We start from the raw sequence: 24,556 nt of genomic DNA on the forward strand, positions 1-24,556 counted from the left end.
ACAATGAATTTATCAGCCAGTGAAACTACTGAATTATGTAGTCAATCGACCATTTCGAAAACTTATTGCCAGAAAGATCCTTTACAAATAATTTAATTTTGTACTTACCTTTTTCTGTAGGTGACCATTCTAGAAGCTTTGATTTCGAAAATGGCATATAGTCCACTCTTTTTCCCTCTTTAAATACATACCAGGCATATTGTAACTCTTCCCCTGTTACAATTGCCTCCCATTTAATTGTAGCACCTACATGCTGCGGGCTTTGTAGACTAGGAGTAATATTTTTGATATCCTCATACTTTAAGCAGTCTATCACCTTATATTCAGCCGATTTAATTGAGACTTGCTCTCCTTCTTTATCCCTCGTAAAAGCTTTAATATAGTAGGAACCTGGGTCACTAGGTTCCCACTCTAACACATTAGCTTCATGATATGGGATATAATCGATCCGTTCTCCATTTCGATATATATACCAGGCAAATAGAAGCTCATCTCCCTCAGCATCTAATTCAAATCTTATTCTAGTGTTATTTGTTACTGGGCTCAATTTATCCACTTTTAATAAATTGATCCATGGATATTGTGCAGTTACGCTCAAATAGATCCCTCTCTCTCTATTAGTTTTAGCCCCGAATTTACTAAAGTAGGGGTAAACTCAATTTCATGGGTTTTATTACTAATTTTCTCGCCATTTTGTTTTGATCGAACAAAGTAATGGATTCGATAGCTTCCATGACGAGTGATAGGAAAAACTAATTCAGGATCATCCTGGTACATGACCTTCTCAAGCACTTGATTGTCTAGGATAATATAGAATGCGTATTCAACTTCTTGAAGCTGGTGACAATCAAGTTTAAAGCAAATATGGTTATTTGCGATGGAATAATAATACGTTTTTTGTAAGTGGTCTCTACAAAAAATGACACTTTTCTCAAAGTCTATTCCAAAAAGCTGATATAAAACCTTTTGTAAAAAATATGGAAAGTGCTTGGCGATTTGGCTATGATTTTTAATTTCATTGTTGATCTGAACGTGACCTTTAATCCCTTTCTGATCCAATAAATCCAAAAATGGTTTGATGTGTACGTTGAATTGACTATCATTTTCACTGGATAATAGGTGTAACTCCGAAACAATTTCCTTATCCAATTGTTCAAAGATGATACTGTCTAATTTTTGTATCGATTCTCTAGAAGGATGACATTCGCCAAATATATAGGCTGCAGTATCTTTTGCAGAATTCAACACATAATCAGCAATTTTGGTTTGCGGAGCACCGGCAATGATATGACCATAATGGTATTTAAGACCAAAATATAAGGCTGCGGAACCGCCTTTAGAGGATCCGGCTGTAATGACATTATTCTGGCTGATCATATATTTCCTGGTAAAAAAACTAATTAATGAGTTTACACAAGTCTCTACCTCAAAATCCATATTTGCCCCTAAGTAATAGCAGCCCCTTGGCCCAAAATTGTCAAGAATATACAAACGGTGACAATCAATATGCTGTAAGGAACGAATGTAATTGTAGCTATACTTGATATCTGCCTTTTCAGGTGAAAATGCAGAGAAAACTACAACCAAATAATCTTTGTTCGCTTTACCTTCTGAAAAAACATACTTAATAGGCAGATTGCTTTTATATGTATGCTCGATTATTTGCAACGAAAATCTCAACACCTTTCGTTAAATTTCATGCTAATGGTATCAAGACTTTACTAGAAGTTATGCCTCTAATGCTTGAACCGCTTCTGCAGACTTTATTTGATAAATTTCATGATACGCTTTTGCTAATTGATCCCAGGCTCGATTCTTGACGACCCACTTTCTCCCCTGCTTAGCTAAATGCTTATTGTTTTCTACTTGCTGAAGGCATTCTACTAATGATGAAACGTCCTCTGCTTTGAATACCAGACCGGTTTCACCATCTATCACCATTTCCCGTAATGCCGGAATATCACTTACTAACACTAGTTTCCCCATAGCCATGGCTTCGAACGGCTTAAGAGGCGTCACCAGCTGACATACCTTTGCCTTTGTACGCGGGAAGGGAAAAACATCAATAACCGAATAGTATTCTTTTACTTCATCATGAGGAATTCTTCCAACAAATATAATCTCCTCTTCTAATTGAAGTTCCCGGGCTAATTGTTTAAGCTCCGGCAGTGCCTTTCCATCTCCTACTAACAGAAATGAAAAAGGTATTTTCATCTTCTTTAGCACTAACAATGCCTTCATCAAATAATCAAGGCCTTCATAATGTGTAACCGACCCGATAAAACCAATGACTAACTTATTTTCTAAGTCATACTTTTTTTGAAGTTCTGAATTAGGCAGCTGCGGCTTAAACTTCTTTACGTCTACTCCATTTGGAACAAAGTAGATTTTTTCTTCTGGAATCCCTTTATTAATCAGATGTTCCTTTAAACTCTTACTAATTGCCACAACTCGATCCGCAGTTTGGCAGCATATTAACTCGTACTTTTCATGCAATAAATAGCGTTCTGAATTTTCAAAACCAGTTATCTTTGTTGCCTGTGTATCATGCCAAAGCCCTCTTACCTCATACACAGAAGGAATATGATATTTTTGCGCCACTTTTAAGGCCGGCAAGGCATTTTGAAAATTAGAAGCTGCATGGACCATTGCAGGTTTTATTTGCCGTAAGACACGAGCAAATTGATCGGCATAAGTCCGAAAATAGTCACTCATTGGAACTTCATTGATTTTAGAACCGTTTACATCCATTAGACGATAATGTTCAATGCCATTAAGATTTTCTCGTTGGATGCTTTCTACAACCTCCGAATCAAAAGAATAACCTAATTTTGTAATCACAACTGGATGCAAATCTGAATACTTTTGATGTTCAACTATTTCCGAACTTCTAATCGTATAGCCGTTCACTTCCGGTAGTGATTTATTCAACACATGAACAATTGTCTTTCCTTTATCAATGGTTTTACTCTTTCTAGACCAATTCCACTCGTTTTTTTGTAACAAGTATTCATCTAACGCCATCTCATATTCCTTTTTAAAAATGCGATGGGGAGCCAATTTTTTAAGTTTCTTGATAAAATAATATCTTTGCGAAACATTCCCGAGTCGATGGTGACTGGCAATTAATCTCCTAAGTACTACCTCATGTTTTGGACTAATATGATAAGCCTTTTCACCAAACATGATGGCAAGCTCATTTAATTGATGTTCATGGCAATACTTCGCAATATATAACAATAATTTTAACTGCTTGTCTTGTGGAAAAGGATGAATAAAATGGTCTATGTGTTCCAGCTCATTTCTCTGTAAATACCACCGCACCTCAAGACAATCCCATTTATGCTTTCCTTTTAAATTACGAGATAAAATCTTAAAAGCCTTCTCATTAAAAGGCAATGGCTTTGAAGACTGGACAAAAGGATCAATTAATTTCATTAGCAAGTTTTTATAAATTGGTTCAGGTAAGCTCTCACCATACACGACAATACTTGAAAAATCCTCTTCTTTTCCTAATAAGGATCGGCCATCATATAATTCATGAAACCCACGGCAATTCGTAAGGAGATAAAGCGCGTCTTTACTGGTTAACGGAAGAAAACCCTCATCGATCATTAGGTTTAAGTCATGAAGATATTTCTTTTTAAGTCCGATTTCTTGTAACGATTCAATCAATGTGTGATAGATAAGAGGCGAACGGTCTCCTTCTTTAAAAGCTTTTAACACCAGCTTTAAAGCCGGTTCCGCCTTCATATCTTTTAATGTTAGGGCCAATGTTGGCGACCCATCCCATGAATCGCCGCTTCTTTCCATTTCTTTATACTTTTCTATTAAATCCTTGAAATAAGATGATCCGTCGTCAAAAAGCTCAGATAATTGCCGTGCCTTGAATGCCCCGTGTTTTCGAAATGAATATTGGATTAAAAAGTGTTTTTGTTTAGTATCTAATACAGAGCCTGCTGCTATTTCTTTACTAAATTGAATTAACTCTTCAATATTCCTAGCGTTATAAAGGGTGTTGCTTTTTAAAAAATGTATTTCTGTATTTTGATCATCGAGCTCTTTTAATTCCATCCATGCCTGATTATATAAACCTAGGTTTCTCCAAGCATAGGCCGCTAAGTATTTCCTATGGTTTACCTCCAAACGGTTACAATGGCTTACATGACCGAGAAAACTCCTTTGCTTTCCTAAACGGCAGGAAACGCGCAGTAAATATTTCCCCCCAGCTAGCCTATTTTTTTTACCTACACACAAATTAAACATAACTTTCTGCACAGGCTGTGGTCCGATATACAATGTAACAGCATAACAAGCAGCCAGAAAAGCTTTCATCATGAAAGATCACTTCCGCATTCAACTAAATTCTTCACTCTATTCACTTACTTAGTAACATCCAAATACCCGAAAGAATCGATACAACTAATAATAATCCCGTTTGGACATAAAATCCCCAGCCGTTTTTCTCTGCTTTTCTGCTGACGTCCAAATCCTTATTGAATTGTTCTGTTAACAACGTTTTTTTATACTGTTTTTTCTCCGAAGAACTTAATTCATTAAACCACTTTATAAATGAACCGTATTGACGAAGAACCGCCATTGTCTTATCAAACTGTTTAACCTCACCGAAATGAAGCCAAAGAACGCGATCACATAATGAACGAAGTTGTGAAATCGAATGGCTAATGAAAAAGATCGTTTTTCCATTAGCTTTCAATTCATTCATTTTTAGCAGACATTTTTCATAAAAGGTTTGATCTCCTACTGATAAGGCTTCATCAACTATCAGAATATCTGGATTTAAATGAACCGAAATGGCAAAGCCTAAACGAGATTTCATCCCGCTTGAATAGTTTTTAATTGGCTGTTCGATAAAAGTACCAATATCGGCAAACTCGATAATAGCGGAGCTGATTTTATCAATTTCCGTTTTTTTTAAACCGTTCATCAAACACTTTAATTGGATGTTTTCACTTCCTGACAGCTGGTTATTTAATCCTGCTGAAATCGCAATAAGGGACGAATCACCATTGATGTCAATGTTACCGGAAGTTGGTGGCATGACTTGTGCCAACAAGTTAGCAAGCGTCGATTTCCCGGAACCGTTTATCCCTATAACGCCTATTGTTTCTCCTGGAAATACTTCAAAGGTTATATTTTTCAATGCATAAAATGCTTGTTTTCCGTGTTTATTCCCAATCAAGTCGATAAGTTTATCCCGTTTTCTTCTATATAAATAATATGTTTTTGTCACGGTTGAACAGCTTATTATTGGTTTCATGATGTTTCCACCGTCCTACAAATAATCGATAAATTTACTTCTGAATTTAAGATGGATAAAGGAACCGATAAACAAGATCAATAATGTAGTCGACCAAAAGTAAAGACCAAATAGTTTATCCGTATAAAACCATCCCTGGCGTAAAAATGTGAATCTAAACCCCTCAATTAAATAGGTAAATGGATTTAATTTTAATAATACTTGATAACTATGTGGTAAATGACTTGGATCCCAGAAAATGGGGGTGATAAAAAATATGAGTCTCATCGCATTTTGCAGTATGAGTTGAAAATCACGAAAAATAATCGAAATCGTCGACCCTAATAGGGTAAAGGAAAATAGGAACGCTAAAGCACATAGCAAATAATAAGGTAATTGAAGCAAATATATTCCCGGGCTAAACCCATTAGCGAGTAAAATAACAAGTAAAACGACTAACATGATGAGAAAGTTTCGAAAATGACTAATAATACTTACACCAGGCAGGACACTGGTTGGAAATTTCATTTTTGATACGAGATTCACTTTTGCGTATACACTATTACATCCCTGGATAACGGCAGGGCTGATAAAAAGCCACGGGATCAGCCCTGCCATTAACCAAACGAAATAGGGTATATCGTTTATTGGAGCACCTTGTCTTATACCAATGCCAAATACAAACCAATAGACCATAATTTTTAGGATAGGGGTAATGATCTCCCAAATAATCCCCAAATTGTGCATTCGATACTTACTCTTGATATCGTAAGAAGCAAGCGAAAAGACAAGATGAAAGTTTTGAATCAACTCTTTCAAAACTTGCAGGACAAATCTCATGCCATAACTGCAACCTTTTGTGTATATTCATAAAGATTTCCAAAAGTAATATATTCAACTTCACCATCTAACTTTTGCACACAATTTCTCGTATCAAAGATCCGTTTATGGGCCATCCCGCTAAATTTGTCCCCATTCAAGTACTTAAATTCATGATGATCCGTTAAAATGACCACAAGATCAGATTGATCAACTGCTTCTTCCATATCCGAAATTACTAGATGGTGGTTGACATGCGGGTCAAACGTCCGAATCTCATAAATCCCTTGCTGCTTTAACATCTCGAAGATTTCCATTGCCGGACTTTCGCGAATATCATCGACATTTCCTTTATACGTCAATCCAAATATCGTCACAACTTTACCATTGACTCTTTCCATTAACGTGTTAATATTTTCAACCACAAAATCAGGCATGGACGTATTAATCGATCTTGATAAGTTAATTAATTTTGCCGTTTCCGGTGCTTTGGCAACAATAAAATAAGGATCTACTGCAAGACAATGCCCGCCAACTCCCGGTCCTGGAATATGTAAGTTCACCCTTGGATGTTTGTTAGCCATCTGAATTACATCCAGAGCATTGATTTCTAATTCATTACAAACCTTAGCCAATTCATTGGCTAATGCAATATTTACATCTCTAAAGGTATTCTCCATGAGCTTAGACATTTCTGCCGTTTTCGCATTCGTTTTAATTATTTCACCTTTAACAAACGTTTCGTAAACTCTGGCACCAGCTTCTGTACACGCAGGTGTAACCCCGCCGACAATCCGATTGTTATAAACTAACTCATGAAGAATTTGACCAGGTAATACCCGTTCAGGACAATGAACTAAATAGAGATCCTTTCCCACTGTGAAACCTGCCTTTTCAATTAAAGGCTTTACATCATCGACCATACTTCTTGGCGCAATCGTCGACTCAATAATGAGGACATTGCCCTTTTCAAGGTAGGGAATAACCGTGCGAACGGCAGAACATACAAACGATAAATCACATGATTTATATTCGTCATGGTGGTTTGGCGTCGGCACCGAAATAATATAGGCATCCGCTTTTTCAGGGTTTAATGAAGCACGAAACGTCTTTTTTTCAATTACCTCAGTTAAAGCTTCTTGTAAACCTGGCTCTTCAATATGGATTTTACCGGCATTTAATGCTTCAACCACTTTCACATTTACATCCACGCCAACGACTTCTACATCGTGTTTCGCAAACATGATAGAAGTAGGTAATCCAATATATCCTAATCCAATCGTACAAACTTTCATCCTATTCCCCTGCTTTCATTTCGTAATGTAATGAATATGATCAATTCTTTTAAGCTAGCTATTTCTTCGTGCATGAATATACATTTAGGAAGTTTACTTTTTCATTCGTCCAATTGTATTTTTCTTTCGCAGCAGCACACCTGATTTTCATATTTTGATATTCTACATCAGAACCTAGTAAATAATTGACTCCTGCAGCAATAGACAACGGATCATGTGAATCAATGCACAATCCTACACCTTCTCCCTCGACAACCTTTTTTATTTCCGGAAATGAGCATCCTATTATTGGGACTCCGCTCATAATATACTCAAATAACTTATTGGAGGAGGCCGAATAATGATTGAAACAAACGTTATTTAGCACTTGAAATCCGAGATAGGCATTTCTAGTATATTTAGGCAATTCAGTAAGAGGAACCTTTGGAATGAATTTCACTCTGTGATGTAAATCCATTTGATCGACCATTCTTTTCAAATCAGCTTTGAGTCTTCCATCTCCTATGAAAACAAGCGTACCTTCTTTAAAAAGCGGTGCAGCTTGTATTAACTTTTCTAACCCTCGACCTGTCTGAATGCCGCCTTGGTATAGTAAAATTTTTTCGTTTTCAGCTAACCCAAGCTGTTGTTGCAAGAACGGGTGGTCATTTCCATCTTCACGTTGAATTTCCGGGTAGTTATAAACGACATAGGGATAAAAGCCATAAAGTTCTTCATTGAATTTTGCTCTCGTATGATTTTCAACAATCATGGCATCAATGCGTTTAATCAATACCGCCTCTAAGAATCCATAAATTCTGCTATCATAACCGGTTCGACTCGTTTGAACTTCGTGAGAATCATATATGAAGGTTCGTTTTTTTATTCTTACCTTCGAACAGATGAACCCCTGCAGCAGCGTATTCAAATCATTAGAATGATAAATATCATAATTTTTCCATAGTCCCCTGCTGATCATCCGTAGAAAGATCGTACCTCTAATCCAAATCACTCGCGTCTTTGTTTTCCGTAACAGGAAAAGGAGAACTGACACTGGAATCAAAACTGCTGGAAAACTCAATAATAAATAAATCCATATGAACAGTCCTACTATTTTGAATTTTGAGAGCATCCTGTAGGCCCCTTGTAGATGTAAAAGTAAATCAGGATACCTTTTCACGCGATAAACTTTAAAATTGGGATTTATTTCTTCGTAATAAGGAAGTTCTTTATGATTTGGGTCAGCTATACAGATGAGGTCAACCATATGATTGGTTTGGGATAAAGCCGTACATTCTCTTAGTACTCTCGCATCATTTGTAAAATGATTCCAAACAAACATACATACCCGTTTTCTCATCCCATTTACCCCTTATCTACTTCTTTATGTGCTTGGACTTGAGATTCAATAATCCTCACCAATGTTTTTATATTGTTTTCCCAAATAAAATTTACCTTTACATAATTCCTGGCATTCTCCGATAGCCGTTCACGTAAGTCAGGGTGTTCGAAAATTTCGAGAATATAGTTTACCATCTCATTTGGGTTATGGGCATCGGATATTAAACCTGCTTTTTCCCCGCAAATGATATCCCGCGAATAACCGGATACAGAACCCACTATAGGAGTTCCGCAAGTCATATAATCGATGATCTTTCCTGGCAAAACCATTTCAAAAACTTCTTTGTTCGTTAAGGCAACTAGTCCAACCTGATAACCGGAAATGAGCTGCAAGCATTCTTTTCTGGTTCTAGGAGTGAGAAAGCGGACATAGTTCAGATTTTCCTGTTTTACAAATTGATAAAATTCCTTCTTTTTCATTCCAAAGCCAATGAAATCGGTTGTAATCTTCTGATCATTTAACATTTTTGAAAGTTCTTTAAATAACTGAACATCTTGCGCCAACCCAATATTTCCAGCATAAACAACTTTATTTTTTTTCTGCTTTGCTGATTCCATCTCCAATTCTGAGTGCCTGACACCATTTGGAATAAACGTTATTTTTTGTTTAGGTATACCAGCATGGTCCACAATATAATCAATATAGGCCTTGCTATTTACAATGATGGAATCCGCATACTGATACATGATCTTTTCCAGTTTTTTTACTAAAAAAATGACAAATGGTTGATGAAACACCCCTACTCCTTTTAACGACTCCGGCCATAAATCCCTAATATCTAACAGTAACTTACATCTTAGAGTTAATTTTGCGAACAGTCCGGCAATGCCCACAAAGATCGGCGGTGTTGTTACAAAAATAACATCATATTTTCGCTTATTAAATAAGATAAAAATCAGCATTCGAATGGTAATTTCTAAATAATAAATCAGTCGGTTAAAAATGCTTTGCGAATATTTATTATTCGTTATTTTGATTCGCTTGATTGTTTCAGTCTCATGATTCAGTGCTTCATCATCCCAAAACTTTTCATCTTCATACATTTTCTTATTAGGGTAAGATGGTTCGGTGGTCAGAACAGAAACGGTATATCCTTCTTTTTTTAAAAGTTGATAAATATTCTTCGAACGATTTGCAGCACTTCCAATCTCAGGATAAAAGTTCTGTGAAATGATCAAGATTTTTTTTGACATATCTACCCCTCACAACGTTTATTTTTTGCAAGGAGCAAAATTATTCCCGAATTAAAATTCTAACTAAACTGATTAGTTTAATGGGTTTTCTGAGTGAAAATAGCCTTTTTTTCGAAATAAGATTAACTATGAATTACTCCCAAAGTCTTGCGGTCTTTTATCTGAAACATGAAAAGAATATTTAATCGCTTCTACTATTCTCCGGGAAGCCTTACCATCACCGTATGGATTCGATGCTTGAGCCATAAATTGATAGACGTCCTCGTCAGTTAATAGCTGTTTCATGAGTGAATAAATTGTTTGTTGATCTGTCCCAGCAAGCTTTAATGTCCCGGCATCAATCCCCTCAGGCCGCTCGGTAGTATCACGTAAAACAAGTACAGGGGTTCCTACTGATGGAGCTTCTTCCTGAACACCACCAGAATCGGTTAAAATGAAATAGGCGCGATTCATAAAGTTATGGAAATCCACGACCCCCAACGGCTCGATCAGATGAACCCGGGAATTATTTCCGAAAATATCACTCGCTGCTTCACGAACAAGTGGGTTCAAGTGAACCGGATAGACAACTTGGACATCATCATGTTCCTCCACAATTTGCTTGATCGCATTAAACATATTTCGCATTGGTTCACCCAGATTTTCTCGCCGATGTGCTGTTAATAAGATCATTTTGTCCGCATCTAACTTTGTTAACAATGGATGTTGATATTCTTTTGTCACCGTTGTTTTAAGAGCATCAATGGCGGTATTACCGGTTATAAAGATAGATTCTTTCTTTTTATTTTCTGCTAATAGGTTATCAGCAGATTTAATCGTTGGTGCAAAATGGAAATCAGCAATCACTCCTGTCAATTGTCGATTCATTTCCTCAGGAAACGGAGAGTACTTCTTCCAGGTCCGTAATCCCGCCTCCACATGCCCTACTTGCACTTGATTATAAAACGCCGCAAGACTCGCAGCAAAAGTGGTGGTGGTATCCCCATGAACAAGTATAAGGTCTGGTTTTACTTTTTTGATGATTTCATCAAGGCCGATTAGGGCACTGGTGGTAATATCGGTTAGCGTTTGTCTGCTTTTCATAATGTTTAAATCATAATCCGGGGTTACCCCGAAGACGTCCAATACTTGATCTAACATTTCTCGATGTTGGCCAGTAACAGTAACAAACGGCTGTATTTCTTTATGTTTTTTGAGTTCAAGTACTAACGGAGCCATTTTAATCGCTTCTGGTCGTGTACCAAATACGGTCATTACTTTTAATTTTCCCATAAACATTCCCTTTCCTTTTTGCCAATTCTTCACCAAATATCAATTTCGTTTAATCAATTTACAAAATGTGGTAAATTATCATCAACTGCATTAACATTCTATTTCTCTGTTTCAAGTAACCCAAATGATGTAGGTTCGTGTCGCTTTATAAATATTTTGTCAATCTGAATCTTGTTGGTTTCTATTAAACAACTTTTGATTCGAAATTTGAACCTTTTTCATCTAAATTGGTATGAATTCCTTACTAAAAACTGATCCTGCCTCATCCTCGCTGTTAAGAAAGTTGCATTAGTCAAACTTCCTCCCTATCTGCGTTTGCCATAAGAAGAAAATGGCAGGGGTCTTGGAGATTTTTTATGCATTGACTGCAATTTTTTTACAATCATCCCCTTCATTAACACGCCTATAATCCCCCTTTCTAAAGGCTTTTGACTGTAAATACCCTTAGTGGGTAAAAGAAATTACTGGGAAAAAGGTGTCGTTATTTCGCCAACAACATAATGTCAATCCACACTGACCATATTCCCTAATTTTTATTAACAAGCATTTTATCAAAGGTAAAATTAACCATCATTATAAAAAGTGGTGTATGATTAAAAGGTATCATCAATTAGTCAGATTCTAACAAATTAACATCTGAATCTTACTATTATTTAATGAAATGGGAGGTCTATATGCTAAGTCAATCATTAATTGAAGACGTACTGACAGCAGCTTTATCAACCGGCGGGGATTTTTCGGAGATTTTCGTTGAGGATCGGTTTACCAATAATTTTACATTGCAAAGTGGCAAAATTGAAACCTGTCTCTCCGGACGTGATTTTGGGATTGGCATTCGTGTGTTTAAAGGATTGCAGAGCACCTATGCCTATACAACAGACCACAGCAAGGAAGGTCTTCTTAAAGCAGCCAACAATGCAGCACAAGCCATTAACGGCAAAACAATTATTCAACTGTCCCCTCTTGTACAAGAATCATTTGACACCATTCATCCCATTCAACTTTTGCCGCAAGAGGTGGATAAATCCCGCAAAGCCGTCATTATGAAACATGCTTTTGATACAGCCAAAAACTATCATTCTAGTATCTCACAGGTGACTGTCCGGTATATGGATGAAGAACAAAATGTGCTAATTGCCAATTCAGAAGGGAAATTGATCGAGGACAAACGCGTTCGCTCAAGACTGGCGATTCAGGCTGTAGCAATGCGTGACAATCAAATGGAAACAGGCTTCTATGGACCCGGCGCCCACCAAGGCTTTGAGTTCTTTGAAAATATAAATCTGGATCATTATGCCACGGAAGCCGCCCGAATTGCTGTGACGATGCTGGATGCCAGTCCATGTCCGAGCGGAAAATTCCCTGTCATTATCGATAATGAATTCGGCGGGGTAATTTTTCATGAAGCTTGTGGACATGGATTGGAGGCTACCGCCGTTGCGAAAAACAACTCTGTATTTGCGAATCGCATTGGGGAAAAGGTCGCACCATCCATTGTTACATATATCGATGATGGTACGATTCAAAATGAATGGGGTTCCATCAATATAGACGATGAAGGCGAAAATGCACGGAAAAATGTTCTCATCGAAAATGGTATTCTAAAAGGCTATTTAATTGATAAATTTAATTCTCGCAGAATGGGGTTGGAATCAACCGGTTCAGGCAGGAGACAATCCTTCCGCTTTGCTCCAACATCAAGGATGACGAATACGTATATTGCCCCTGGAAAATCAACACCTGAAGAAATCATTGCTAATACCGAACATGGAATTTATACCAAATATATGGGCGGCGGCCAGGTTAACCCAGCTACAGGTGATTATAACTTTGCGGTCATGGAAGCATATGAAGTAAAGAACGGTAAGCTCGGAAAACCGTTAAAAGGCGCTACTTTAATCGGTAATGGACCTAAAACCTTGCAGCTTGTCGATATGGTTGGGAATAATTTAGGACACGGTGCCGGGATGTGCGGTTCACTAAGTGGAAGTATTCCAGTTAACGTCGGTCAGCCAATGATCCGTGTCAGCGAAATTACTGTCGGTGGGACGAAGGGGGAATAAAAAATGACGATACAAGAATTTCAAGCAAAACTATTTAGTGCAGCTGAAAGCAGCGGTTTTACCGATGTCGAAATGTATTTTGAGAAGAAAGAAGTTTTTGGCTGCCAAGTATACAAAGGCGAAATTGATCAATATGAAATTGCCGAAGACGGCGGCATTTCCTTCCGCGGAAACATTAATGGGAAAATGGGTTATGCCTATTCTGAAAAAATCGATGAGGCCTCCATCCCCTTCTTATTAGAAAACGCAAAAGAAAATACGACGATAATGCATGATGAAGATATTGAAGAAATCTTTGCCGGCAGCCGGCAGTATGAGCAAGGAAACTTTTTCTCAACAGCTTTAAATGAAGTCACCACCCCTGAAAAAATACAATTTATCAAGGATGTTGAACGTGAATTACTGGCATTGGATCCTAGAATCGTCGCGACCGACTATTGCATGATTCGGACTGAATCGGTCTCGAGAAATTTGTCAAATAATAAAGGGTTAACATTAACGGATCAAATGAATTATTTGTATGTCCTTGTAGAAGCAATTGTTAAAGACGGCGAGGAAACGAAAACATCGTTTGAATTTAAAGTGACAAAAGACTTCTATCGCTTGGATGCAAAGGAAATTGCTCAAAAAGCTGCGGAAGAGGCACTATCACAATTAGGGTCAAGAAATATTGATAGTAAAGACTATCCGGTTTTATTAAGAAATGATGCTGCAGCAAGTCTTTTGGCAACATATGTTTCAAATTTTTCAGCTGAAAACACGCAAGCAGGTATCTCTTCCTTAAAGGATAAGCTTGGAAAGCAAATTGCCGGAGGAAAAATTACGATTGTTGATGATCCATTCCTTGAGGATGGTCTTGCATCCAGGACTTTTGATAGTGAAGGTGTTGCGACCAAGAAACTTACTTTAGTTGAGACCGGTGTCTTACAATCCTTGCTTCATAATCAAAAAACAGCGAAAAAAGAGCAAACGGAAACGACTGGGCATGCACATAAAGATTCCTATAAAAGTGCTGTCAAGGTCGGTCCATCCAACCTTTTTATCGAACCATCTTCGATTTCGTTTGAAGATTTGCTTAGTAGTATGAACGAAGGCATTTTAATTACGGATCTATCAGGCTTGCATTCCGGGGCAAATACGGTTTCAGGGGACTTTTCAGTTGCTGCCAATGGTTATTATATTGCTGATGGTAAGGTGCAATTTCCGGTTAACTTAATGACCATCGCAGGTAATTTTTATCAATTATTGCAAAATGTCGAGGAAATTGGCTCTGATTTAACATTCCCGCTATCACCGATTGGCTCTCCTTCGGTTTTAGTTAAATCATTGGCGGTTACGGTAGAGTAAAACTGGGTTAATGAACCAATTCCAATAATACGATTTCCATATGCTGGCACGAACATATAAATATAAAAAGGGCCTTCAATATAATGAAGGTCTTTTATATTGATATGGAGAGTAGGAAATTGAATGCCAAGCGGTATGCATCAAGTTGAGGTAGGGGTACCAATTAATAAGGTTTGGAATTTTATAAAGGATATGGATAACTGGGCTCCACTTATTCCTGGATATATTCATCATCAGAAATTTACTAAACGTCAGTCTACCTGGGAATTTTATAGTGATATTGGCATTTTAAAGAAAAAGGTTAGTCTGATGATCAATATAAAAGAATGGAATGAACCAACAAAGGTTTCCTTTACTTTACAGGGGGTAAATGAGAAATTTTCAGGCGGAGGATATTATCTGGCAGAAGCGATTGATAAAAATAAAACTAGGATGACAGGCTTTCTCGATATGACTGCCGAAGGTCCAATGGGTTTTATGATTAATGGAGTATTAAATTCTTATATCCCTAAAATAACGGAGGAAATGGTCATCGCCATCTCCACAAAATTGGAAGAGCTAAATAGATTTTAATGTTGCCTCTAAATCACAAAAAAAAATTTCTTTTCTTTTTAGAATGGGCAGAGCCAAAAAATAATTTTTGGCACTGCCTCTCACATGCTAATTAAACACACTTTTAATATGTTTTGTATAATATTGAACGAAGGATTCAAATACATTAAGATAGATCGGGAAAATTAACTTGAATTAAAATGAATTATCTGGTATATTAGCAATCAATTAAATACTTTCTTACTTCAAAACCTTTTGAAGTGAGGATAGAGGCGCAAAGACCATTAGTACACAATTTGAGGATAATGAGATCCGGCGATGATTGTGGAAAGGGGAATTTGCCGAAGCTTCAATGAAACTCATTCGACTTGAAGCTGGTTCTGCTGTTGAATAAGCACAGAATTGTCATATAGGAAACTATATGGAGGGCTATCTCACGCATAGGAACTTATTTTTATTATGTTTCTAAAGCAGCAGCGAACCCTCGTTGTTGCTTTTTTGCGTCGATTTGGAATTGGTTTCAACCCCTCTAATTTTATAAAAAATGATATAAAGGGTGAGCTTGATGAATTTTGGCCAAGTATTAACTGCAATGGTGACGCCATTTGATCAAAATGGTGAAGTTGATTTTGATGCTACAAAAGAATTAGTTAACTATTTAATTGCGAATGGGTCTGATGGATTAGTCGTTGCAGGTACAACGGGTGAGTCCCCTACCTTAACAAACGAAGAAAAGGTCGCTTTATTTAAATATGTTGTAGAGGTTGTTGACGGTAGAGTACCTGTCATCGCCGGAACGGGCTCCAATAATACGAGAGCCTCGATTAGCTTAACTAAGCAAGCTGAGGAAGCGGGCGTTGATGGAATTATGCTTGTTGTTCCCTATTATAACAAGCCATCTCAAGAAGGTTTATTCCAACACTTTAAAGCCATTTCAGAATCAACCATCTTACCGGTAATGCTATATAATATACCTGGACGAAGTGTGATCAACATGTCTGTTGATACGATTGTTCGTCTCTCAATGATCGATAATATCGTCGCGATAAAAGAAGCAAGCGGCAATTTAGATGCGATGGCAGAAATTATTAGCCAAACACCAGATGATTTTTCGTTGTACAGTGGTGATGACGGCTTAACATTACCGGTTTTAGCGATTGGCGGAGCAGGAGTCATTTCAGTCGCATCCCATGTCATCGGAAACGAAATGCAGGAAATGGTCAATAGCTTTAAAAACGGCCATCTAAAAGATGCAGCCTCAGCGCATCGCAGCCTCCTCCCAATCATGAAAGCTTTATTTGCTGCACCTAATCCAACACCGGTAAAAGCCGCTTTAAACATGGCCGGAATCAATGTGGGCGGTGTTCGTTTACCAATGGTACCATTAACAATTGGCGAAGAATTAGCACTAAAAGAAATTCTACCAGTTAGTGTCATTGAAAGATAAAACCACAAAAGCTGCCTATCTCCAAAATCGATAGGCAGCTATTTTATTTATTCCTCTTTGCAATTAGATGTCGTTACACACCTTTATATGCTAATCGATAAATCTCAGCTAATTCCGTTACTAACGGAAGCTTTGGATTGGCAGTCGTACATTGGTCTTCAAAGGCACGATCGGCTAGGAAATCAACTTTGCTTTCGAATTCAGCTTGATCAATTTGATTTGCTGCTAAGCTCATTGGGACTTCCAGTTCTTTAGCCAATTGAATGATGGCCTGAACGAGACTTTCTACACCTTCCTCAGTCGTTTTTGCAGGTAAACCTAATGTTCTGGCAATTTCAGCATAACGTTTGTCGGCTTTAAAATGGTTATACTTTGGAAATGCAGTAAACTTCTTTGGTTTTGTCGCATTATAACGAATAACATGCGGCATGAGAACGGCATTTGCACGTCCATGTGCGATATGGAATTCTGCTCCTAATTTATGTGCAAGACTATGGTTAATACCTAAAAAGGCATTAGCAAAGGCCATACCGGCAATCGTTGAGGCATTATGAACCTTTTCACGTGCCTCTTCGTCACTGCTATTTTTGTAGGCTCTTGGCAAGTATTCAAATACGAGCTGAATAGCCTTCATCGCAAGTCCGTCCGTAAAATCATTGGCCATACAGGAAACGTAGGCTTCAATCGCATGTGTCAATACGTCTAAACCTGTATCCGCTGTAATATGTTTCGGTACCGTCATGACGAATTGCGGATCAATAATCGCCACATCCGGTGTCAATTCATAATCAGCGAGCGGATATTTAATATTCGCCTCTTTATCGGTAATAACCGAGAAAGACGTCACTTCTGATCCCGTCCCAGAGGTCGTCGGAATCGCAACAAATTGCGCCCTTGATCCAAGATGAGGATATTTTACGATCCGTTTGCGAATATCGAGGAATTTTTGTTTTAATCCAAAGAATTCCGCATCAGGATACTCGTAGAACAACCACATTCCTTTGGCCGCATCCATTGCCGAACCGCCGCCAAGGGCAATAATCACATCCGGCTGGAATTTAGCCATCATTTCTGCACCTTTCATCACCGTCTCAATGGATGGATCTGGTTCCACCTCTGAAAAGATTTCGCAGTGGACATAATCTGGACGCTTCCGTAAATAATAAAGAACTTTATCTACATAGCCTAATTTCACCATTCCAGGGTCAGTGACAATGAACGCTTTTGAGATTTTCGGCATTTTCGCTAAATATTGAGTAGAATTCTTCTCAAAATAAATTTTAGACGGCACTTTAAACCATTGCATATTAATATTCCTTCTGGCCACTTTTTTAATATTGATTAAATGAATCGCACCAACGTTGGTGGATACAGAGTTTCCGCCATACGAACCGCAGCCAAGTGTTAAGGATGGAATATAGGCATTATAAATATCACCAATGGCACCCTGTGAGGAAGGAGCATTTACAATGATCCGGCCTGCTTTCATTCTTAAGCCAAATTCTTTGATGACGGTTTGATCATTGGTATGAATGACAGCGGAATGTCCTAAACCACCAAACTCCAGCATTTCTTCTGCCCTCTTATAGCCTTCATCATGATTGCTAACCTTATAGCAAGCTAAAACCGGGCTTAATTTTTCTCTTGATAACGGATATTTAGATCCGACTCCTTTTAATTCCGCGATTAAAATTTTCGTGTTTTCCGGTACAATAACACCTGCCAAGGCGGCAATTTTGGAAGCAGCCATCCCTACGATGTTTGGATTTACCGCACAGGAATGTTCATTGATGACTAATTTTTCAACCTTTCCTTTTTCTTCCTCATTTAAGAAATAACAATTGTTCGCAATCATTTCCCTTTTAACATCAGCATAAATTTCTTTATCAATAATAACGGCTTGTTCGGAGGCACAAATCATCCCGTTATCGAATGTTTTCGATAAAATTAAGTCATTCACTGCTTGATTTAGATTGGCTGATTTTTCTATATAACAAGGTACATTCCCTGGTCCAACTCCAAGGGCAGGTTTACCGGAGCTGTAAGCAGATTTGACCATGCCGGCCCCGCCAGTTGCAAGTATCATCGATATTTTCATATGGTTCATCAGTGCCTGTGTTGCTTCAAGCGATGGTGTTTCGATCCACTGAATGCAATTCTCTGGTGCACCCGCCTTTATGGCCGCATCCCTGAGGATTCTAGCCGCTTCACTGCTGCAATTCTGTGCTGATGGGTGAAAGGCAAAAATAATTGGATTTCGCGTCTTAATGGAAATAAGTGCTTTAAACATCGTCGTGGAGGTTGGGTTTGTAACAGGTGTAACCCCTGCGACAACGCCTACCGGTTCTGCAATTTCAATAATGCCTTCATGTTCGTTTTCATTGATGATCCCAACGGTTTTATCATATTTGATATTATGATAAACATACTCTGTTGCAAACATATTTTTGATGATTTTATCTTCATATACACCTCTTCCAGTTTCTTCAACAGCAAGCTTTGCAAGAGGCATATGCTGATCAAGACCCGCTAAGGCCATTTGTTTTACAATTTCATCAATCATTTCCTGGTCAAAACTGCGGAATTCCTCCAATGCCTTAAGGCCGTTTTCCACTAAAGTATCAATCATTTTTGTCACAGACTGCGTTTCTTTTACTGTTTTTTCTACCAAAGCCATCATTGTCCCTCCAATTGTTTAAATGCTTGTAAGTTTGTGATATATTTCACAAACATGTGTAAAAAAATAATAATAGGATTTGCTGTTCAATCCTTATTAGTCACAAACTGGATTTCGTGGAATCTTTTCAAATAAAATATCTGTTAGGACTTTTGAATATTTTTTGACAATGATTACGTAATTAACTGTCCAAATATAAGACGGGATTTCTTCATTTTCTTTAAACAACATAGCTTCAAATTCATCACCCACTGTTTCTTCAAAAACATCTTGGGTATACGTTTCAGAATCGGTTGAGAAGGTTTTCCATTCACAAATCATCATGTCATATCACTCCTTGATCCTTTATGAATTCATCATAGCATGAATTACAGACAATAGATTGTGAAATATTGAACAAAGTATGAAACTTGGAGATCATTACGGTCTAATAAACATTAAGAAGAATATTTACATCTAGCCATTTAAACATTAACATGGGAATGGTATAAAATCTTTACATGCACATGCTGCTTGGCAAAAAACGTTCATGGAAATGGAGGCGATCTAATCAGTGATTTTAGTAATTGATAACTATGATTCATTCACGTTCAATTTAGTTCAATATATCCGAACAATTGGCGAAGAGGTCGTAGTAATTCGAAATGACCAGCTGTCGCTTAAAAATATAGAAGAAATGCAGCCGGACCATCTTCTCATTTCACCCGGGCCAGGCAACCCTGATTCAGCTGGCCTTTGTTTACAAATCGTGAAAAGGTTTTATCAAGAAATCCCGATATTAGGTGTATGTCTAGGACACCAAATCATCGCGCAAGCATTTGGCGGAATGATCAAAAAAGCATTGAAACCAATGCATGGCAAAGTCTCATTTATTAGCCATGACCAAAATGGGGTCTTCCGTGATATTCCATCACCATTCCAAGTGACAAGATATCACTCATTAATTGTCGAGGAGTCTACCCTTCCTTCGTGTCTAGAGATCAGTGCAAGAAGTGCGGATGGAGAAATTATGGCAATTCGCCATAAGGACTATAAAATAGAAGGAGTACAATTCCACCCTGAATCGATCTTGACTCAAAACGGATTACAATTGATACAGAATTTTTTTAAAAAGGAATGTAAGAATGAAAAAACAACAGCCTCTCTTATCATTTGAATTTGTCGATTCGAACGGTAAAATAAAACCGCTAACATTTCAAAATCCATTCAAGGTCATTACGGCACATACAATTGAAGAGGTGCTCCCTTGCTTTCAACTTGTTCAGGATGCGGTGGACAACGGTTACTATGCCGCAGGATTTTTATCCTACGAAAGTGCCCCTGCCTTTGATTCTGCCTATAGCGTCATTGAGGAAAGTAAAATGCCGCTCTTATGGTTTGGTATTTTCACAGAAGCATTGTCTCAACCGCTCAGCACTAGCGGCGCATATGGACTCACAGAATGGAAACCAGCTGTTGGCATGGATGAGTATAATAAATCGATTTTATCTATTAAACAAGCGATTGAAAGCGGCGATACCTATCAGTCAAACTATACGATTCGTCTGAACTCACACTTTCAAGGGGATGATATCGCTTTTTTTGAAAAACTAAAAAGGGCCCAAGCATCCAATTATTGTGCTTACATAAACACGGGTGATCATAGTATTTTGTCTGCTTCTCCCGAACTATTTTTCCACGTAAAGGGAGACAAGATTACCACACGGCCGATGAAGGGAACAACGAAGAGAGGAAAATCAGTTGCAGAAGATGAAGCAAACGCCAGCTGGCTTTACCATTCTGAAAAAAACCGCGCTGAAAATCTGATGATTGTCGACCTGCTGCGAAATGACTTAGGTATCATCGCCGAACCTGGCACTGTTTCCGTTTCAAAGCTATTTGAAATTGAACATTACCCGACCGTTCATCAGATGACCTCGACGATTACAGCAAGAGTTTCTAGTAATACCAAACTCGTTGATATATTTAAAGCACTATTTCCTTGCGGGTCCATTACTGGTGCGCCTAAGATTAGCACAATGAACATCATCGCAGATTTAGAAACGGCCCCGCGTGAAGTTTATTGCGGTGCGATTGGTTATATTACACCGGATAAGGAAGCCATTTTTAATGTCCCAATCAGAACCGTATTGATTGACCATAAATCGGGTCAAGCTACCTATGGGGTTGGCGGAGGCATTACGTGGGATTCCACTACTGAGGGTGAATATCAAGAAATACTGGCAAAAGCAAGTTTACTTAAAGAAGACAGACCAGAATTTCATTTGCTGGAAAGCTTGTTATTCGACAAGGGAAACTATTTTTTATTGGAAGAACATCTCCATCGCCTGAAAAATTCAGCACACTATTTTGGTTTTCGATGCAATTTAGCGGATGTCAATAAGGCTTTAAATGAATTTTCAAAGCAAAATCAACACAGTGAGTTAAAAGTCCGGCTCCTTTTAGGGAACAGCGGGGACATTACCATCGAGGGAAATTCTATTACACAACCCGAGGCAGCTAGTAAGGTAATCCTTGCCGACAAACCGGTAGAAAAGAATAACCTCTACTTATACCATAAAACGACGAACCGGGATATCTATTCACAATTTCAGATACAGAAGCCCGCTGATATTTTCGATGTCCTCCTTTGGAACGAAGACGGAGAGTTGACGGAGTTTACAAATGGGAACGTTGTTTTGGAAATAGATGGTTCTTTATGGACACCGCCAATAGAAAGCGGATTATTAGCAGGCACATTTCGGGAAATGTTACTGAAAAGTGGGGAAATCTGTGAAAGAACACTTACTGTTGCAGACCTACAAACATGCTCGAAAATTTGGTTTATCAATAGTGTACGGAAGTGGCTCCAGGTACAATTAATAAATGATTAAAGGAAAGCGAACAGTGTGGAGACACTGTTCGCTTATTTTTTAAAAAAATTATTGTTTAATGAAAAAGAGTTTTAATCGCTTAAAGAAGATTAAACCAATATCAACCCAAATCCAATTGTAAATGAAAGAAAATAAAAAAACGCCGCCAGTCATGAGAATGGAAAAGGTATCAGATACCCCTGGACCTAAAACAGGAAATTTAAATCCATATAATAGGCTGACGATTCCAAGTGTTAGCAGTATGGCACCACTTCCAATGATACTGATCCTTTTTTTGAAAAAGTAAAACGCAGACCCGGTTCCAAGTCCTAACAACCCTGTCGTAAACGGGAACACAATTAGCTCACTGGGCTGTAGGACAAGAAGCAATAGATTGGTAATTAAATAGGACATTAGTCCAAGCGGAAGGGACAGCATGGAACAAAAAAGAATCGGTGCTGTTGCAAATGGACTGATAAAATAACCTATCCCTGGTAAAAAACCGCCCGCAGATTGGAGAACAGCAGCTGTACTGGCGAAAAGTGCACCTAAAACAAGCTGTCTCGTTTTTGTATGTGTAGTAAAGGTTAATTGGGCAGATCGAACATCTTCAGAAATTGAATTAAAAAAATACATCGGTTCCACCTCAATCCACAAGTTTCTACATATTGTACAATACAATATATTAACCTGTTGGCGGAACCGATGACTTAAATTTCAAAACAAGCTTGACTTCTCATGCATTCGTTACTTAAAAATAGTAGAGACCACTTGGTCGTAGGACATTTCACTATCTACTTGAAATACACCAGGACGCAATTTGTTTTCTATCCCTTTTTGCTCGATATCTTGAGAGAAGTTAAAGGCATTTGGAACGATCCCCGCTGCCTCGAGCATCCTTCCGACATCAATGCTGGTCATGCCCTCTGATACATTTACCATTACTTTGGTAACAGTTTTAGCAGCCTTGTTTTCTTCAGGAGGAGCCTGTTTTTCTACAGATGCCTTCGCATCCTTCATATTCTTGTCATATTCAGCTTTGGTTTGTACGATATAGCCCTTTGTTACAAGCTTATTTTTCATCTCTTTTTCAGAAACTGTAACTGTTGGTTGGGTTTCAGATGTTTTGGCAGATCCGTTTGAGGCATCACTTTTATCAGTTAAGTAAACTGCGCCACAAATAGTAGTGCTAATAAGAATTCCTGCTGCAAAGCTGCTTAGTAAGTTAATTCTCATTTGCAACTGCTCTCCCTTCAACCTTTACTTCCTGGTACGGTGCAAGCAGCTGTTCGATTTCAGTTACTGTTACCTGTTTCAACTCTGCAATGCTCTCCATTGAGTAATTGCGTCTATATAAATCTAGTACTTCACGCTTTAAAAGCTTTTCCTCAGGAGCAAGTGGAATCCCCGCTTCCTTTGTAACCACTTCTATATCAAGTTCAATATTCCGCACTGATTCTTGAAGAGCATTAATTTCTTTCATCGTGGAGATGTGAATCAAATCAATTTGATTATGTTCTACTTTTAATGCTTTAGTAGATTTTAAAATAGAAAAGATAAGTAATAAAGCGGATATCGCAAACAATCCGGCTAAAGTCCATACCATCAAAATAATTCCTCCTTGTTTTCAATAACAAGTACTTATTATACATCCAAAATGGTTTTTTTTCGCTTTGATTCTTAAAAATGTGTAAAAAGTCGGAGAGACCTTACAAATTTTGTGGAATGAGGAAATCTATTCTTACATTAGAATTTGGAAAAATAACATAGAAAAAGCACTCTTCCCGTGAACTGCACCCCAATTGTTAGACACACTCTAACAATTGGAGGTGCAGTTTTTTTATGACTAAATTTACAACTGAAACTAAATTGGCCATTATTCAGGGGTTTAATCCAACATTAATTTCACAAAAAGAGTACGCAAGACAAATGAAAGTGACAAGAGCGCAATTTCAATATTGGTTGAAACTTTATGAGTTACATGGGGAGGCTGGATTTAAGAAGACCTATACAAATTACCCTGTTAGCTTTAAACTAGACGTACTAAATTACATGGTTCAATCTGGTGCGTCATTAATGGATACTGCAGCTCTCTTTAACATTCCTAATTTCACAGACGTGTATAGTTGGAAAAAACAATTGGAGCTTGGTGGTTTAGAAGCCCTTGAACTAAAGAAAAAGGGGCGTCTACTCATGAAAAATGATCCAACAAATAATACAAAACAAACATCCGTTGAAGGATCTGTCGAAGCACTTGAAGCGCGTATTAAACAGCTTGAAATGGAGAATGAGTATTTAAAAAAGTTGAATGCCTTAGTTCAAAACAAGGAAAAATCACCAAAAAAGACAAAGCACAAGTAGTCTATGAGTTAAGGCATAAATATCCGGTGAAAGCGCT

At 37.9% G+C, this 24,556-nt stretch carries 20 protein-coding genes, 1 pseudogene and 1 riboswitch; of the genes and pseudogenes, 7 read left to right on the forward strand and 14 right to left on the reverse strand.

What is annotated here, in order from left to right; all coding sequences use genetic code 11:
- Nucleotides 1-25: 25 nt before the first annotated feature.
- The 9 genes from ACIQXV_RS09695 to wecB all read right to left on the reverse strand — a co-directional run bounded on the left by ACIQXV_RS09695 (nt 26) and on the right by wecB (nt 11,220).
- Entirely contained in the window at nt 26-598 is a 573-nt protein-coding gene (locus ACIQXV_RS09695) for a hypothetical protein (RefSeq protein WP_402958221.1), read from the reverse strand.
- Nucleotides 595-1,668: a hypothetical protein gene (locus tag ACIQXV_RS09700; RefSeq protein ID WP_402958223.1), complete on the reverse strand. Its 1,074-nt coding sequence runs from the start codon at nt 1,666-1,668 to the stop codon at nt 595-597. Before ACIQXV_RS09700 ends, ACIQXV_RS09695 begins: the two co-directional genes overlap by 4 nt.
- 60 nt (nt 1,669-1,728) lie before the next feature.
- Nucleotides 1,729-4,338 (reverse strand): glycosyltransferase family 4 protein, encoded by a 2,610-nt coding sequence (locus ACIQXV_RS09705; protein ID WP_402958225.1) that lies wholly within the window; start codon nt 4,336-4,338, stop codon nt 1,729-1,731.
- Nucleotides 4,339-4,378: 40 nt separating this feature from the next.
- On the reverse strand, nt 4,379-5,281 hold the full coding sequence (locus tag ACIQXV_RS09710; RefSeq protein WP_402958226.1) for an ABC transporter ATP-binding protein: 903 nt from the start codon (nt 5,279-5,281) through the stop codon (nt 4,379-4,381).
- Nucleotides 5,282-5,296: 15 nt separating this feature from the next.
- A complete protein-coding gene (locus ACIQXV_RS09715; RefSeq protein ID WP_402958228.1) occupies nt 5,297-6,100 on the reverse strand; it encodes an ABC transporter permease in 804 nt (267 codons plus the stop codon).
- Nucleotides 6,097-7,374, reverse strand: a complete 1,278-nt coding sequence (locus ACIQXV_RS09720) for a nucleotide sugar dehydrogenase (RefSeq protein WP_402958229.1) — start codon at nt 7,372-7,374, stop codon at nt 6,097-6,099. Before ACIQXV_RS09720 ends, ACIQXV_RS09715 begins: the two co-directional genes overlap by 4 nt.
- 58 nt (nt 7,375-7,432) lie before the next feature.
- Complete coding sequence (locus ACIQXV_RS09725; RefSeq protein ID WP_402958230.1) at nt 7,433-8,713, reverse strand: glycosyltransferase; 1,281 nt, start codon at nt 8,711-8,713, stop codon at nt 7,433-7,435.
- Between the two features lie 5 nt (nt 8,714-8,718).
- On the reverse strand, nt 8,719-9,948 hold the full coding sequence (locus ACIQXV_RS09730) for a glycosyltransferase family 4 protein (protein ID WP_402958232.1): 1,230 nt from the start codon (nt 9,946-9,948) through the stop codon (nt 8,719-8,721).
- A gap of 126 nt (nt 9,949-10,074) precedes the next feature.
- Nucleotides 10,075-11,220: a non-hydrolyzing UDP-N-acetylglucosamine 2-epimerase gene (wecB, locus tag ACIQXV_RS09735; protein ID WP_402958233.1), complete on the reverse strand. Its 1,146-nt coding sequence runs from the start codon at nt 11,218-11,220 to the stop codon at nt 10,075-10,077.
- Nucleotides 11,221-11,894: 674 nt separating this feature from the next.
- On the opposite strand from wecB, the gene ACIQXV_RS09740 reads away from it, so the two are divergent.
- The 4 genes from ACIQXV_RS09740 (at nt 11,895) to dapA (ending at nt 16,629) form a co-directional block, all read left to right on the forward strand.
- On the forward strand, nt 11,895-13,283 hold the full coding sequence (locus tag ACIQXV_RS09740; RefSeq protein ID WP_402958235.1) for a TldD/PmbA family protein: 1,389 nt from the start codon (nt 11,895-11,897) through the stop codon (nt 13,281-13,283).
- A gap of 3 nt (nt 13,284-13,286) precedes the next feature.
- Nucleotides 13,287-14,630, forward strand: a complete 1,344-nt coding sequence (locus ACIQXV_RS09745) for a TldD/PmbA family protein (protein ID WP_402958236.1) — start codon at nt 13,287-13,289, stop codon at nt 14,628-14,630.
- Nucleotides 14,631-14,753: 123 nt separating this feature from the next.
- Entirely contained in the window at nt 14,754-15,203 is a 450-nt protein-coding gene (locus ACIQXV_RS09750; protein ID WP_402958238.1) for an SRPBCC family protein, read from the forward strand.
- Nucleotides 15,204-15,441: 238 nt separating this feature from the next.
- Nucleotides 15,442-15,622: riboswitch (Lysine riboswitch) on the forward strand.
- 125 nt (nt 15,623-15,747) lie between these two features.
- Nucleotides 15,748-16,629 (forward strand): 4-hydroxy-tetrahydrodipicolinate synthase, encoded by an 882-nt coding sequence (gene dapA, locus ACIQXV_RS09755; protein WP_402958240.1) that lies wholly within the window; start codon nt 15,748-15,750, stop codon nt 16,627-16,629.
- Nucleotides 16,630-16,702: 73 nt separating this feature from the next.
- On the opposite strand, the gene adhE is transcribed toward dapA, so the two are convergent.
- Nucleotides 16,703-19,306, reverse strand: coding sequence for a bifunctional acetaldehyde-CoA/alcohol dehydrogenase (gene adhE / locus ACIQXV_RS09760; RefSeq protein WP_402958281.1), 2,604 nt, complete (start codon nt 19,304-19,306; stop codon nt 16,703-16,705).
- A 96-nt stretch (nt 19,307-19,402) separates the two neighbouring features.
- Nucleotides 19,403-19,630, reverse strand: coding sequence for a hypothetical protein (locus tag ACIQXV_RS09765; RefSeq protein ID WP_402958242.1), 228 nt, complete (start codon nt 19,628-19,630; stop codon nt 19,403-19,405).
- Nucleotides 19,631-19,859: 229 nt separating this feature from the next.
- On the opposite strand from ACIQXV_RS09765, the gene ACIQXV_RS09770 reads away from it, so the two are divergent.
- Both ACIQXV_RS09770 and pabB read left to right on the forward strand, forming a co-directional pair.
- On the forward strand, nt 19,860-20,462 hold the full coding sequence (locus ACIQXV_RS09770) for an anthranilate synthase component II (RefSeq protein WP_402958244.1): 603 nt from the start codon (nt 19,860-19,862) through the stop codon (nt 20,460-20,462).
- A complete protein-coding gene (gene pabB / locus ACIQXV_RS09775) occupies nt 20,431-22,179 on the forward strand; it encodes an aminodeoxychorismate synthase component I (protein WP_402958246.1) in 1,749 nt (582 codons plus the stop codon). Before ACIQXV_RS09770 ends, pabB begins: the two co-directional genes overlap by 32 nt.
- A 48-nt stretch (nt 22,180-22,227) precedes the next feature.
- On the opposite strand, the gene ACIQXV_RS09780 is transcribed toward pabB, so the two are convergent.
- The 3 genes from ACIQXV_RS09780 to ACIQXV_RS09790 all read right to left on the reverse strand — a co-directional run bounded on the left by ACIQXV_RS09780 (nt 22,228) and on the right by ACIQXV_RS09790 (nt 23,764).
- Nucleotides 22,228-22,794, reverse strand: a complete 567-nt coding sequence (locus tag ACIQXV_RS09780) for a hypothetical protein (protein ID WP_402958248.1) — start codon at nt 22,792-22,794, stop codon at nt 22,228-22,230.
- 111 nt (nt 22,795-22,905) lie between these two features.
- On the reverse strand, nt 22,906-23,394 hold the full coding sequence (locus tag ACIQXV_RS09785; RefSeq protein WP_402958250.1) for an aminodeoxychorismate lyase: 489 nt from the start codon (nt 23,392-23,394) through the stop codon (nt 22,906-22,908).
- Nucleotides 23,384-23,764, reverse strand: coding sequence for a hypothetical protein (locus tag ACIQXV_RS09790; protein WP_402958283.1), 381 nt, complete (start codon nt 23,762-23,764; stop codon nt 23,384-23,386). The genes ACIQXV_RS09785 and ACIQXV_RS09790 overlap by 11 nt, the downstream gene beginning before the upstream one ends.
- Before the next feature lie 236 nt (nt 23,765-24,000).
- On the opposite strand from ACIQXV_RS09790, the pseudogene ACIQXV_RS09795 reads away from it, so the two are divergent.
- Nucleotides 24,001-24,556: pseudogene (locus tag ACIQXV_RS09795) on the forward strand (transposase); the annotation flags it as partial.

The sequence above is a fragment of the Neobacillus sp. NPDC097160 genome, from assembly GCF_044762155.1.
Lineage (GTDB): Bacteria > Bacillota > Bacilli > Bacillales > Cytobacillaceae > Neobacillus.

Bases quoted from the DNA above. Each gene is read 5' to 3' on its own strand.
- ACIQXV_RS09745 (WP_402958236.1), top strand. From the start codon at position 13,287: ATGACGATACAAGAATTTCAAGCAAAACTATTTAGTGCAGCTGAAAGC.
- ACIQXV_RS09790 (WP_402958283.1), bottom strand. From the start codon at position 23,764: ATGGTATGGACTTTAGCCGGATTGTTTGCGATATCCGCTTTATTACTT.
- ACIQXV_RS09730 (WP_402958232.1), bottom strand. From the start codon at position 9,948: ATGTCAAAAAAAATCTTGATCATTTCACAGAACTTTTATCCTGAGATT.
- pabB (WP_402958246.1), top strand. From the start codon at position 20,431: ATGAAAAAACAACAGCCTCTCTTATCATTTGAATTTGTCGATTCGAAC.
- ACIQXV_RS09720 (WP_402958229.1), bottom strand. From the start codon at position 7,374: ATGAAAGTTTGTACGATTGGATTAGGATATATTGGATTACCTACTTCT.
- adhE (WP_402958281.1), bottom strand. From the start codon at position 19,306: ATGGCTTTGGTAGAAAAAACAGTAAAAGAAACGCAGTCTGTGACAAAA.
- dapA (WP_402958240.1), top strand. From the start codon at position 15,748: ATGAATTTTGGCCAAGTATTAACTGCAATGGTGACGCCATTTGATCAA.
- ACIQXV_RS09725 (WP_402958230.1), bottom strand. From the start codon at position 8,713: ATGAGAAAACGGGTATGTATGTTTGTTTGGAATCATTTTACAAATGAT.
- ACIQXV_RS09740 (WP_402958235.1), top strand. From the start codon at position 11,895: ATGCTAAGTCAATCATTAATTGAAGACGTACTGACAGCAGCTTTATCA.
- ACIQXV_RS09715 (WP_402958228.1), bottom strand. From the start codon at position 6,100: ATGAGATTTGTCCTGCAAGTTTTGAAAGAGTTGATTCAAAACTTTCAT.
- ACIQXV_RS09780 (WP_402958248.1), bottom strand. From the start codon at position 22,794: ATGTATTTTTTTAATTCAATTTCTGAAGATGTTCGATCTGCCCAATTA.
- ACIQXV_RS09710 (WP_402958226.1), bottom strand. From the start codon at position 5,281: ATGAAACCAATAATAAGCTGTTCAACCGTGACAAAAACATATTATTTA.
- ACIQXV_RS09765 (WP_402958242.1), bottom strand. From the start codon at position 19,630: ATGATGATTTGTGAATGGAAAACCTTCTCAACCGATTCTGAAACGTAT.
- ACIQXV_RS09705 (WP_402958225.1), bottom strand. From the start codon at position 4,338: ATGATGAAAGCTTTTCTGGCTGCTTGTTATGCTGTTACATTGTATATC.
- wecB (WP_402958233.1), bottom strand. From the start codon at position 11,220: ATGGGAAAATTAAAAGTAATGACCGTATTTGGTACACGACCAGAAGCG.
- ACIQXV_RS09750 (WP_402958238.1), top strand. From the start codon at position 14,754: ATGCCAAGCGGTATGCATCAAGTTGAGGTAGGGGTACCAATTAATAAG.
- ACIQXV_RS09785 (WP_402958250.1), bottom strand. From the start codon at position 23,394: ATGAGAATTAACTTACTAAGCAGCTTTGCAGCAGGAATTCTTATTAGC.